This window comes from Asticcacaulis sp. (genome assembly GCF_035497195.1).
Taxonomy (GTDB): Bacteria; Pseudomonadota; Alphaproteobacteria; order Caulobacterales; family Caulobacteraceae; genus Asticcacaulis.
This window is the reverse complement of the sequence record NZ_DATJDZ010000022.1, coordinates 123,852-137,413: the sequence shown is the minus strand read 5'-3', so window position 1 is coordinate 137,413 and position 13,562 is coordinate 123,852. Positions and strand designations below refer to the sequence as shown.

Here is a 13,562-nt window from a genome sequence, read left to right as displayed (position 1 = left end):
CCGGCGATGATCGTCGCCGGCAATTAACCGATGGCGGCATGAACTCCCATTGCTGACATCGAACCCGAGCAGGCGCATCCTCTCCGAGAAAGAGGGTGCGCCGACTCGCATCCGTGGACCGAAATCATATGGCATCAGGTTATGTAAAGCGTATCGTCATCGTCGGCGGAGGGACCGCCGGCTGGATGGCGGCTGCCTGTTTATCGAAGATTTTGGGGCGGGATCTCTATGAGATCGTTTTGGTCGAATCGGACGAAATCGGAACGGTTGGGGTCGGTGAGGCCACCATCCCACAAATTCATTTCTTCAATAAAGTCCTGGATATCAACGAGGACGCCTTCATCCGGGAAACGAACGCCACGATTAAACTGGGGATTCGCTTCGCCGACTGGAAAACAAGTGGTGAAAGCTATTTCCACCCTTTCGGCAGCTTCGGCCTCGACATGGATGGTGTATTATTCAGCCATTTCTGGTTACGATGGGTCGCCAGCGGAGGCGACCGGGATTCTGCGATATTCAATGTGGAAACCCTGGCGGCCCGTGAAGGCCGGTTCGGACGCACCCCGGCGGGTCAGCGACCTGACCTTCCGAAGGTCACATACGCTTTTCAGTTCGACGCCAGTCTGTATGCGGCCTGGTTGCGCCGGTATGCAGAAGACCATGGTGTGAGGCGGATTGAAGGACGTATAATCCGTGTTGAACAGCACCCTGAAAGTGGTTTTGTAACAAGACTGACAACAGATAGGGACGACAGTATCGAAGGGGACTTCTTTATCGACTGTTCGGGTTTCCGCGGCTTGCTGATCGAACAGACACTGAAGGCTGGATATGAAGACTGGTCTCAATGGCTGCCATGCGACCGGGCTGTTGCCGTGCCAACCGAGAAGCCGGATGGGCCAATCGACCCCTATACAACCGCGACGGCGCGCGAGGCTGGTTGGCAATGGCACATTCCGCTTCAGTCGCGTACCGGCAACGGCTATGTGTTTTGTTCCGAGTTTATCAGCGAGGATGAAGCCACGTCGAAACTGCTGTCGCGGCTCGACGGCAAACCCTTGCGTGATCCCAAGGTTTTGCGTTTCACGGCAGGTCATCGGAAACGGATGTGGCACAAGAATGTCCTGGCTTTGGGCTTGGCGTCCGGCTTTCTCGAACCCCTTGAATCGACCTCCATTCATCTCGTCCAGAGCGGGCTCGCGCAGCTCATGACCATGTTTCCACGCAAGGGCTTCAGTGAAACCATTACTGCTCAATACAATCGCGAAATGCTGGCTGAATACGACAACATCAAGGATTTCCTCATCGCGCACTATCACGTTACGGATCGTGCCGATACACCGTTCTGGAGACGCAACCGGGCAATGGATATTCCCGACAGTCTGAAGGCCCGGCTGGAGATATTTAGAACCAGTGGGCAGGCCGCCGTACAGCAAGCTGAAATGTTCCGCGAACCAAGCTGGTTTGCGGTCCTGATGGGGCAGGGCTTTTATCCTAAGGATCACCACCCAGTTGCGGAAATTTTGCCGGAAGAGGAGTTGTCGCGTCGTATGGCCCACATCCGTCGCGCCGTCAGGCAACGGGTCGACGGGATGCCACGTCACGATGAGTTTATTGCGGCCGTCGCAAGGGCAAAGCCGGTATAATCCAAGGATGTTCAATTCGTCGGCACAGTTGCAAAGTGGCTACATCGGATCGGAAAAGCAGCCGCTTCTGGTCATCGATAAGGTGTTTGCCGAACCGGATGTATTTGTCCGGGAGGCGGCAGGTGCGACGTTTTCTGCCCCAGCCGGTTCGGCGTATCCTGGCCTGAATGCCACTCTGCCGAATGGGCTCGGTGTGGCTTTGGCGGAGGCGCTTCGGCCATTGCTTGGCCAGGGCTTTGGTATGGACGTGACGGGGGCGCTGACTATTACGGGCTTCCTGGCTTTAGCAACGACACCGGCTGAAGATCTGACGGCTTTGCAGCGTATTCCACATTTTGATTCCGCCGACCCTCAACGGGTGGCGATCGTGCTTTACCTCTGCCAGGCAGGGTTTGGCGGGACAGCATTTTTTCGTCATCGCGCCACGGGCTTCGAAACGATCGACAAGGGGCGTGTAAAGACCTTTGCGGCCCATGCGAAATACGAGGTGGAAAACGTACCTGCCGCCTACACCGACGCGATGACTCCTTATTACGAACAGACGGCGCAGGTGAATGCGGACTACAATCGCTTGGTCGCCTACCGCAATAACATCTTCCACGCGGCGGTCCTGGGGCAGGGGCAACTGAGCCCCGACCCGCGCACCGGACGGTTGACGGCAAACCTGTTCATTGAGGCCAGGAAGGCCCGGTGAGGAGCGCCTAGGGAACCGTGACGCTCTCTGCCCGCGTGTTCCAGCCCCGTAGTGACACCTGCACCGGACCTGCAGATTGGTACTCGATCGAGACCGTGCGCCGCTCCCCTGGCACCAGCGAAATGTAGTTTTCGCTATAATAGGCCGGCAGGATGCGATCGCCCTTGTTGTCCAGAAGGGTGAGCTTATTTTGCAGAACGACCGTCTTAGATAAGTTAGTCAACCTTATGTCTAAACCCTTTGCCGTTCTCGTGGCGTCGAGGCTGATACTCTGTTGGGGGAGCGCATTTAGCGTTTGCAGCGCCGTATCGCTGCTGCCTTGCCAATAGACGTTGCGCGACAATTCGGATCCATCCTGAGCTGTCAAGGTGAGTTTAAGGATAACAACCTTGTGGCTGGCCACAGCTTCACTGATGCCAAAATCCATAGGTGCCGTTATAGCGCCGCCCGGGACGGCGACTGGCTTGCTAATTTTCGCAATTTGTTGACCGTCGATACCATAGATTTCGACCGTCGCCGTCGCGCCACTGATTTCCGCAATTGGGTTATTGACCACGATCACTTGGCGATCCGGCAAATTCATTTGAATATGCACCGGTTCTGACGCCGCTTTCACACCGTAATAAGATGCCTGGGTGTCGTAGTCATGACTGATGATCTGCCACATGGTTGATGGCCAGGCCGGTTGTGTCATCCACAGCAAGCGGCCGCTGTTTTGCGTCCACAGACCCGCATTCATCCCCTCGAAGATGGCGCGGTGGCTTTCGAGGTTGAGCATCTGCGCCTTACGCTCGAAATCCGGCAAAGAAGTTGGCGCGCCGAATTCGTTGGCGAGGGTGGTTTCGAATGGTTTGGTCGAACCATTGCTGTCCGGATGCCAGTCGTGATAAGTCCAGGTGTCGGAAATGGGCCATTGCTCACTCTGCGGAACAGTGGCCCTGAACGCCTCAAGTGTTGGGAAGGAGGCGGTGCCGACCTCAACCGAAAAGCCGCGGGCATGTTCGGTAAAATAGCTGTCGGGTGTCTTGAAGGCATAGGGGCCGGAGTTTTGTAAGTTCACCCGATTTGAGGAGCCCGTATACCATCGTGTGCCGTCAAGACGGTAGATCAGGTCTTCCAGGCCCTCGTTGAGCAGCGGTTGTGGAACACCCTCGTTGCGGCCGAACCAAAGAATGATCGAGGGGTGATTGCGGTAACGTTTAACGACGTCTTTCGCATTGTCGAGGAAGAGATTCACGTCGGCGGGCTCAAGCTGGTAGTCCTGAGTGGACGCCCAGAAGTCATTCAGTACCATCAGCCCATATTCATCGGCCAGATCATAAAAGGTGTCTTCCGTATTCTGTCCTACCCAGTTGCGGATAATATTGACATGAGCATCGCGGTGCAGGCGGAAATAGGGTTCGAGAGTTTCGCGGCTGACACGCTTGCGCCAGTCGTCCGTGCCCCAATTGCCGCCACGTGCGGCAATGCGAACGCCATTCACCTTGATCACCAGGAAAGGCGAGAGTTGAGTGTCATTGAGCGGCGTGACGGCTGCGGTGCCTTCAGCTTCCGGACGAAGGCTTGTTGCCCAGTTGCCGCCATTGGTCGCATCACCAGCGATCCGACGAATTCCCGTGTGCGATCCGTCAGTGATCCGAACGCCCAGTTCATGGCCCTTGGTGAAGTTGGCCTCGACGCGATCGAGATGGCCGGTCTGGTCCACCAGCGACAACTCATAGGTCACCTGCCGGATTCCGAAGCGGGTGTCGGACGTGTCGGATACGGTATCGCCGGTGAAGGCTTTAAGGTTGAGGACATGCAGGTCGGGCGCGCCATAGCCGTTGGGCCACCACAGACGCGGATGCTGAAATTTCAGAACTGAGAAATCGGCTGGGGTGAAGGTGACCGTTTGTTCGCCGGGCGCGAGAGTAACGTCGCGGCTTACGAGGACCGGTTGTGATCCGCCGTCTCGCTCGCTGATGGCTGCCTGGATGCGGGCTACCACCGGCGCCGAGGATAAGTTGGTGACCGGCACGTTGATAGTGAGGTCGGCTTCGCTGTTGTCCGCCTTCGGCAGGGCGGTGATGACCTGTGCATCGCCCAGTCTGACGTCGCCGGTTGCTTTCAGCACGACGTCCTGCCAAAGGCCAGTGTTGCGATCGCGGACCGAGGGAATCCAATCCCAGCCTTCGGAGGCGATGAAGGTGGGACCATCCTGCGCCTGTGCCCCGCCATTATTGCCGGCGCCGGCGGTCAGCGACTCTTCCTGTGGAATGCCGGGGTGCGGGACAGGCGACACCTTGACGGCAATCGCGTTGGTCCCGGTTTTCATGTAACGGCTGATGTCGAAATCACCACGGATGAAGGCGCCCTTAATACCACCCAGCTTCTGACCGTTGATCCATACTTCGGCAGCATAGTTGATGCCTTTGAAGGTGACGAACAAGTGGTCGCCGGTCTTATAGGTTTCGGGGAGGGGGAATTCGGTCCGGTACCAGTAGTCCTGTTTATTTAAGGATTCCGGTATGGCGAGGTTATTAAGCCCGTAATCCGGGTCAGGGTAGACGCCGCGATCGACCAGGGTGGTCAGGACCGTGCCAGGAGTTGTGGCCTGATACCAGGAATGGCTGTTGAACCCGGCGCTCGATATCGCCTCTGGCTTGGCCGAAACCTGTGGTGCGGCTTGTAGGAACCAGGTCTTAAGTATGGCGGTGTTGTGCGCGTCGGTCACCAAGGCGGGGCCGGCGTAAGTTGGCTTTGCGACGGCCGATGTTGGCGGCGTCTTCGACGTAGGCAGTGTCCACGCATCTTGCGGTTCGACCTGACCGTACATCTGTCGAACCTGAACCGGCCAGGTCGGGCTGGTTGTGGTGAAATTGATCAGATCATCCTGCGGTCGCTTGAGAGCAAGGGCTCGTATGCCTTTTTCGTCTAGTGCGTTATCGCTCATCTGGAAGTGAGCGATCTTGCCGGCAAAGTTCGTGTCATCGGCCGTACGGGGCGCGAACACGAGCGGGGCTACGGGTAGATCGCCGAGGCTTTTACCCTTGGCGACAAGCTTGCCATCCAAATAGAGGCGTAGGCTCGCGTCATCATTGACGATCGTTATAAGGGTCCAGTCGCCGCTTTTGCGAGCCGCTTTTGCTTTGAGAGACTGACCCGCGGCGTCGAAGCCAATGCGACCCCCCTGTAGAAGTACGCGCCAACTGCCGAGGGAAAGTATGGGCGATGTGCCCCGTGCTATATCCTTTGGTTTAATCCAGCCCGATAAGGTGAAAACGTGGCCGGAAATTGCGCCTTGTTTCGCCTCACGTGTTAGTTGGTCGCCCGCTGCGGGCACCTCCACATTGTATGGACCCCACGTTGTGGCCAATGCAGGGGCGGTCGCAAGTGCCAGCAAAGCGCAGCCGGCAAGTGCGGCAGTTAAGGTGCGGGCCATAAATTCCTCCTGTATGGCGACACTTGGTGTGGCGCCTCCGCCCGACAGTAATGATCGCGGAATGAACTACGCCGCCGAATACCGTCGATTAATTATATTTGATTTATTTAAGGCACATTGTTGCGACAGCCGCAAGAGCCTAAGTCGCCGCCTTCAGGACATTGGGGCCGGGCAACAGGCGATTTTGAAACGCCAGAACGGCGGCGCCCATGGCGGCGGCGTCAACGGAAGCCGTCGAAGTCGTGAAACGCGTCAAGGGAATTGGACCTTGGTGGGCTTCGAGGTGCCTGTTAAGGGCATTGCATAGCTTCTCGGCCACGAAGGCGGGCAACTGCCCGCCAATTACATGCAATTCCGGACTCATGGCATAGGTGATTGCCAGGAAGGGCGGCGTCATGTGTCCGGCGGCCTGCTCGACCCAGGCATCGATGCCGGCCTCCATCTCTCCGCCATCAGCTACCAACTCGTCCGGGTCACTGACGTCAATGTTTCGAAGTGCCAGTTCATCATAGAGCGCATACAAAGAAACGGCATTCCACAGGGTGCGGGCTCGGCCATTTTTTGGCGCGATCGGGATGTTGCCGATTTCGCCGGCATGCGTCAGTCCGCCCGGAAACGGCTGACCATTTATGATCAGGCCGCATCCGATGCCCGCGCTGATGAGGGTGTAGATAAAACATTTATGGCGCAGGCCTTGGCCAAATTGCAGTTCACCAATGGCCGCCGCCGTAGCATCGTTTTCTATAAATACAGGGACATTGAGGGTCGCGGAAAAGACTGAAGCGACATCGATACGTGACCATTGATCGTATCCGTCTGGCCGCTCGTTGACTTCAACGCCTCCCAGGCGATCGGGGATAGCTAGGCCCACGCCCGTCATCCGATTTCGTGGGATTTGGAGACGGCGCATACCGTCTTCCATTGCGGCTTGCACGAATGCCAGCGCCTCGTCGGGCAGGGCAAAGTGCTTGTCGATATACACCCGATCGCGGACCTGGCCCTGAAAATCCATAATGACCACAGTCATGTGATCCCGGTCAAGATTAAGACCGACAGCGTATGCGCCTTCGGGATTGACGGTCAACCGCATTGCCGGCTGGCCACGTGCGCCCAAGATTCGACCGAGATCCAGCACCATGCCATCAGCGATAAGGCGCTTGGTGATATTTATAGTCGACTGATGCGTCAAACCCGTAATTTGGGCCAGCTTTCCACGCGTCAGCTCGCCGTGGGAGCGAATCGCCTGCAAAACAACCCGCTGGTTATAATCGCCCGCACGCGCCAGATTGGTACCGGCCAAGCCGATATCGGCTGGGTAACGATGCGGACGCAAAACCATATAACCGAAACTCCTTTTACCACTGATTCAGATCGATAAATCCAGAAACAATAGATGGCACCCACAGCCATAATCTGTACGCGGCAAATATCCTGACTTCGCTCTTTACAGGTCTAAGTGTCTTTTCTGCAACTTATAAAATCAACCGATGATAACGCTGTCATAAATTTATAGCCTTGAAAAGCTGTATAAAAATAGCATGTCTATTGATTAAAACAATTTGAATAAATTAATTTGCCAGATCCCGATTATGGAATTATGACTCCCGTGCGGCGCTGATTGCAGTCGTGAAAAAATACAGGGAAACACTATCATGAAGAAATATCCCCGGCGCCAGTTGGCGCTGCTTACGGCCGCGTCCGGTATGGCAATACTGATGGCGGGCGGCGCCATTGCCCAGGAAGCGACGGAGCCTGCGCCGAGCGCCGATTCAGATACGGTTGTCGTTGTTACGGGTATCCGCGCCTCTCTGAAGCGCGCTGTAACTTTGAAACGCGATGCCGATCAGGTCATCGATTCTGTCTCGTCCGAAGACATCGGCAAATTCCCCGATGCGACGATCTCGGACTCCCTGCAACGTATACCTGGGGTCCAGGTGCGCCGCGAGGCCGGCGAGGCGGGCGCGGTTAATATCCGCGGTTTGCCGCAGGTCGCGACTCTGCTGAACGGCGAAGCCTTTTTAGGCGCCAACTCAATCACCAACGTCCAGCCGAACTTTGGCGATATTCCTTCGCAGCTCATGTCCGGGGCCGATGTTATTAAATCGACAACTGCCACGCAATTGGGGGCGGGCATCACCGGCACGGTCAATCTTAAAACCTGGCGCCCGTTCGATTTCAAGAAGGGCCTGACCCTGACCGGCGCCATTGAAGGCGCCTATGGTGACCAGACCAAAAAGTGGGAACCCAATGCCAACGTTTTGGGCAGCTGGCGGAACGGCACATTTGGCGCTCTCATTTCGGTCGCCTATTCCGACACGACGCAGGCAAACTATTATAACGGCATGAATGGCAATTCTGGCTGGTCGGGCAAACCGGACGAAGGGTCATTTGCCCTGCCGGTCTTTCAGCCGACGGGCCTGAACAGCGGCGGTCTTGCCTTTGCGGCTGGTGACCAGAACGGCAACGGCACCACGAACGATGAATTCATTTCTTACGAGGGCCACGTCGGCTTCAACAAGTCGACCGAACGCAAGCGCACGGGTATAAACGCTGCCTTCCAGTGGAACGTGAGTGACGCCGTTCACATCAACGCCGAGTATTTCCATACCGAGCAAACACAATGGAACCGTGAAGTCGGTATCGATGCCGAAAATAAGTGGTCGAGCTGGGGTTGGTTCGCGCCCGTCTCCGCAACTGACACCGGCTATGACGATGGCGGCAAGGCCCTCTATACCGTGCAGGAATACAAAATTAATGCCCTGCGCCTGGGCACCTACACGGAAACGGACCGCTATGATTCCAAGTCGGATAATTTTAATCTGGCTCTGAACTACGACAACGGCGGTAATTTTAGCTTCAACGCCCGTGTTCTGCACGCCAAGGCCACGCAGCTCAATATCAATTCCTACGCCGGTCAGAGCCTCGGCACCGAATATCAATATGCCGACTGCCCGAACGCTACGAGCACAAGCCCATGTGACGCCGCCAACAATCCCGGCGATACGGTCGGCCAAAACCACTTCCCGGATGGCGACCACGTTACTAACCCGACCGGCTTCACCGGCTTGCAGGCGATAAATATCGACTACAGCGGCGACTCGCCAGTATGGAGCGGCCTGGACGCGGCCTTGCTGGGCAACAAGGCCAATTACGTCATGGACGGTGCGTCATCGGAGAACAACTATGATCGTGAAGCCACGATGGATGTGGCGAGATTTGACGGCCATTACCGTGTCAACGATGACCTCAAATTCGACTTCGGCGCTCGCTATTCTAACCGTGACATGCGTAATGATCAGTTCGCCTACCTGGCGCCCCTATACAAGAATTACTCCGCGGTCGGCACGGGTGCGCTGGATGGCCAGGGCTGTCTCGTCAAATGGAAATCGACTGATGTCGTAATCAACGGTGGTGACGGAAATGCCGGTTGCCACGCAGGCGATGCCGGGGGTTACTTTACCGCGTCCCCGGGTATCCCCTTGACCGCCTACGGCAATGACGTGATTGCCGTAAACAATTTCGGCGGAGTCGGTGGTATTCCGACCGCTTATGCTATCGATCCGCACGCCATGGACGATCCGCTGGCCTGGCAGGAAAAGTACTGGCCTGGCGAAGTCCGGGTGGCCGATCCAGGCGCGTCTTTCAGCGTCGGCATCAAGCAGGAGGCAGCTTACGGGCAGATGAACCTGCGGGGCGTGGCCGGCGTGCCCTATCGCCTGAACGCCGGAGTCCAGGTTATTCGCACCGAGCTTGACGTTGTTCAAAACCTGCCAGGAGCTTCTGGCCTTTATGGTGCGCCGAACGTCAACAACGGCACCAAGGAAACGCAACGCGACTTCACCGATGTCCTGCCGTCGTTCAACATCTCGTTCGACCTGCGTGATGACCTGAAACTCCGCGGCGCGTTCTCCAAGAACATGACAATCCTCGACGCGGCCCAGTGGGGCGGCGCTCTCTCGCTGAGCTATTCCAAGGATTCGGCGACGGGCAACTTCCTCGTCATCGGCGGTAATGAATCCGGCAACCCCGACCTCGATCCGTGGCGTTCGACAAACTACGATGTCTCCCTTGAATGGTACAACGCACCTGGTTCTCTGTTCAGCGTTGGCGTCTTCTATGTCGAAATCGCCAGCTTCATTGAAAATGTCAGTGTCATGCGTGACTATCCGGACCAGACCGGTGGTGGTCACCGGATGGTATCAATCAACACCTCCGGCCAAGGCGCAGGCGGCACCCTTAAGGGTATAGAGCTGAATGCGAAGCAGGCCTTTACTTACCTGCCAGGATTCTGGTCCAATTTCGGTGTTGATGCGAACTACACCTATTCGCCGTCGTCATCGGGACAAACCGATCTTGCCGGGGACGACCTGCCGTTCCAGGATAATTCTGTCCACCAGGTCAATGCGTCCCTTTGGTACCAGAATGGTCCGTGGCAGGCACGCATCGCCGACAACTATCGCTCGAAACGCGCCGTTGCATCAAACCAGGTATGGGGTACGGCCGGCTTAGAGCTGTATCAAAAGCCGACCAATTACGTCGATGCCTCAGTCAGCTATGAGTTCATGCCCAACATGACCGTTTACCTGCAAGGTTCGAACCTGACCGGCGAAAAGGAATCCTACTACTTCCAGTGGGAAAATCAGTATGCCTATCAAAATGTTTATGAGAAACGCGTGACCCTCGGTTTGCGCGCCAAGTTCTAGCTGTTCCTCGCATCCAGGTTTCTCCCTAAGAGCCTGGATGGGTAACTGCGCCTCGGAGCCAATAACTCCGGGGCGCTTCTTTCATTTCAGGTGGCTATGCGCTCAATACCGACAATCGCGGCTGCAGGTCTGAGCCGTTCCGAATTCGAGGCGATATCGCATCGCCGCGATCCCGTGGTCTTGAAAGGTTTGGGCGCTGCCTGGCCAATCGTGGCGGCCGCGGCGGCAGGTGATGAGAGGCTTTGTGACCACATCGCTCGGCAGGCGGTGGAGCAGATGCAGGACATTTTAGTCGCGCCGCCGAAAGCAAAGGGTCTATTCTCCTACACCGACGACATGACGGGCCGCAATTTTGAGCGCCGCAAGGCGCCGCTCAGGGAGGTTCTCGACCACCTGCTGCAATTGCGGAACGCGGACAATTCAACCGCAGTCTATATTCAATCGACACCAGCTTCGCAAATCATGCCCAGGTTTGCGGTTGAAAATATCAACGCTATAATTGACGATGCCATCGAACCACGGTTGTGGATCGGCAACGCGACGCGTGTGGCTGCCCATTTCGATGTCGCAGATAATTTGGCGGTGGTTGCGGCCGGACGGCGCCGCTTCATCCTGTTTCCTACAGATCAGGTGAAAAACCTTTATGTCGGTCCGCTCGACTTCACACCGGCAGGTCAACCGATTAGCCTGGTTGATCCAGAAGCACCGGATTTCGACCGCTTTCCTATGTTCCGAGAGGCGTTGACCTCGGCATCTGTCGCGGAGCTGGACCCAGGTGACGCGATTTATATTCCAAGCCCATGGTGGCATTATGTGGCCGCCTTGTCTCCCGTAAACCTGCTTGTCAATTATTGGTGGCGCGACTATCCGGCGGAATGCGGTACCCCTTTTAATTGGCTCGTCCATGGTTTGTTGGCGGTCCGGCATCTGCCCAAACCCGAACGCGAGGCCTGGCGAACCTTGATCGATCATTATGTCTTTGACGACAGCGGCGATCCTGCGGCCCATATGCCTGATGCCGCCCGATCCGTGTTAGGACCGATGACGCCAGGCTTGGCCGCGCATCTCAACAACTGGCTAAGGAAGCAATTTAAGCCACCGCCTGCATAGGTGGCAAATCCGGGGAAGAATGCATGCAAACACTTGTCAAAAAAGTCGTCATTGTTGGGGGCGGCACAGCCGGCTGGATGGCGGCCGCCAGCCTGGCGCACCAGCTGGCGCATCTGAACCTTCAGATCACGCTCGTTGAATCTTCGGATATTGGGACGGTTGGAGTCGGCGAAGCAACCGTCCCGGCAATCCGCGACTATATTGCGTCGCTCGGCCTGGACATCTTCGATGTCATGCGGGCGACCCAGGGCACAGCGAAGCTCGGCATTGAATATGTCGGATGGAGCAGTGAGGGGCAGCGATTCTTTCATCCTTTTGCCGCCTATGGCGTACCGGCGGGGCAAACCGCCTTTCACCACATGTGGCATCGTCTGCGAGAGTTGGGGGACGACGCGCCGATGGCCGCCTATAATCTATGCACGCAACTGGCCTTATCCGGTCGCTTCATGTTGCCGCCGCCGAAGCCAAGGGCCGCATTCGAGGCTTATGACTGGGCCATTCATTTCGATGCAGGCCTATTCGGCCGCTACCTGCGTAAATTCGCAACGCAACATGGCGTCAGGCGGATCGATGCGAAGGTACTGGGAGTCGAAGTGAAGGCGGACGGCCATATCGAGAATGTTCGCCTCGATAGCGGTCTTTTATTGGAGGGCGATCTATTTATCGACTGCTCTGGATTTCGTGGTTTGCTGATTCAAGGCGCCCTGCGTAGCGGTTATCAGAGCTGGAAGCAGTGGCTGCCCTGCGACCGGGCGGTCGCCCTGCCATGTGGATTTGCGCCGTCCGCGAGCGCTGACGCAATGACGCCTTACACGCGCGCGACAGCGCTTGCCGCCGGCTGGTCATGGCGCATCCCCCTGCAACACCGTATCGGCAACGGCTATGTTTACAGTAGCGATCACGTCTCGGACGATGGGGCAGAAGCTGTATTGCGAACACGAGTTGAAGGCGAGATATTGGCCGACGCCAACCGGCTTCGTTTTACGAGCGGCCACGCCACGGAAATGTGGAAAGGGAATTGCGTCGCCCTTGGACTGGCCGCCGGGTTTCTCGAACCGCTAGAATCTACCAGTATCGTATTGGTTCAGACCGGCATAGAGAAACTGATCCGTCTGTTTCCCCAAGCCGGTTTCAACTCGGTCATTCGCGACGAGTTCAATCGCAGTACCCGACTCGAATATGAGCGTATCCGCGATTTTTTGATTCTCCACTATTGGGCGTCGGGGAGACCCGAACCGATGTGGCGCGCCTGCCAGATGGCGGAACTGCCAGAACCTTTGCGACATAAGATCGATGTGTTCCGCGCCCACGGCCATCTGGTGCGGTATGAATGGGAAAGCTTCCAAGATCCAAGCTGGCTCAGCATGTATGCTGGGTTTGGGATTTCTGCGACCTGCCGCGACCCGTCCGCTGATCGCGTGGAATTTGCTCAACTGCTTGATATTGCGAAACGCCTGCGCATCGACATTACGGCTATCGCCGGACAAGCTAAAAGCCACGCCAGTTTCGTTGAAAGCCAATTGACGGTCCGGTGATATATCGGCCGCTTTTACCTGCCCACGTCAATATGTTTCAGCCAGACAAGAGCTGTGTTCAGATCGTGGAAGGTTCGAATTTCATCCTTCGGAAAGAGATGACGAAAGGCATTTGCCCGGGCAGGCGTTAGAACATCGTCGGTGACGACCGCTATTTTGGATCCAGCGCTCTGTCCATCAGCTAAGTCGCGCCAATGTTGTGCGAGACGTTCGACATCTTGACCTTCAATGATGCCGCTAAATTGCCGATAATCCAAAAGCCAGTCGTAAAGGCATGGAGCGTCAATACCGTCGTATCCAGCCAACATCCGATCGACGTAGTATGCGCTTGCCTCTGATCCTTTCAGTCGCATTGAAATAAGTTTCAGATCATGGTCGACGGAGAGTTTGAAGAGTTCGCTTGGCAAATTGATCTCCCGTGACATTCACGCTGTGTGGCACTTCAGCTCTGACCAT

At 56.4% G+C, this 13,562-nt stretch carries 8 protein-coding genes; 5 read left to right on the top strand and 3 right to left on the bottom strand.

The window, feature by feature from the left end; translation table 11 throughout:
- Positions 1 to 128 precede the first annotated feature (128 nt).
- Entirely contained in the window at positions 129 to 1,643 is a 1,515-nt protein-coding gene (locus tag VL130_RS14070) for a tryptophan halogenase family protein (protein ID WP_325363585.1), read from the top strand.
- Between the two features lie 7 nt (positions 1,644 to 1,650).
- Positions 1,651 to 2,337, top strand: a complete 687-nt coding sequence (locus VL130_RS14065) for a DUF6445 family protein (protein WP_325363583.1) — start codon at positions 1,651 to 1,653, stop codon at positions 2,335 to 2,337.
- A 7-nt stretch (positions 2,338 to 2,344) separates the two neighbouring features.
- On the opposite strand, the gene VL130_RS14060 is transcribed toward VL130_RS14065, so the two are convergent.
- Both VL130_RS14060 and VL130_RS14055 read right to left on the bottom strand, forming a co-directional pair.
- A complete protein-coding gene (locus VL130_RS14060; protein ID WP_325363581.1) occupies positions 2,345 to 5,758 on the bottom strand; it encodes a glycosyl hydrolase 2 galactose-binding domain-containing protein in 3,414 nt (1,137 codons plus the stop codon).
- A 139-nt stretch (positions 5,759 to 5,897) separates the two neighbouring features.
- Entirely contained in the window at positions 5,898 to 7,097 is a 1,200-nt protein-coding gene (locus VL130_RS14055; protein ID WP_325363579.1) for an ROK family transcriptional regulator, read from the bottom strand.
- A 313-nt stretch (positions 7,098 to 7,410) separates the two neighbouring features.
- Here VL130_RS14055 and VL130_RS14050 point away from each other — a divergent pair, with 313 nt between their 5' ends.
- The 3 genes from VL130_RS14050 to VL130_RS14040 all read left to right on the top strand — a co-directional run bounded on the left by VL130_RS14050 (position 7,411) and on the right by VL130_RS14040 (position 13,106).
- Positions 7,411 to 10,461: a TonB-dependent receptor gene (locus VL130_RS14050; protein ID WP_325363577.1), complete on the top strand. Its 3,051-nt coding sequence runs from the start codon at positions 7,411 to 7,413 to the stop codon at positions 10,459 to 10,461.
- A 96-nt stretch (positions 10,462 to 10,557) separates the two neighbouring features.
- Positions 10,558 to 11,571: a cupin-like domain-containing protein gene (locus VL130_RS14045; protein ID WP_325363575.1), complete on the top strand. Its 1,014-nt coding sequence runs from the start codon at positions 10,558 to 10,560 to the stop codon at positions 11,569 to 11,571.
- A 23-nt stretch (positions 11,572 to 11,594) separates the two neighbouring features.
- On the top strand, positions 11,595 to 13,106 hold the full coding sequence (locus tag VL130_RS14040; RefSeq protein WP_325363573.1) for a tryptophan halogenase family protein: 1,512 nt from the start codon (positions 11,595 to 11,597) through the stop codon (positions 13,104 to 13,106).
- Between the two features lie 14 nt (positions 13,107 to 13,120).
- Here the strand turns inward: VL130_RS14040 and VL130_RS14035 are convergent, their stop codons facing one another.
- Positions 13,121 to 13,513, bottom strand: coding sequence for an STAS/SEC14 domain-containing protein (locus VL130_RS14035; RefSeq protein WP_325363571.1), 393 nt, complete (start codon positions 13,511 to 13,513; stop codon positions 13,121 to 13,123).
- Positions 13,514 to 13,562 lie beyond the last annotated feature (49 nt).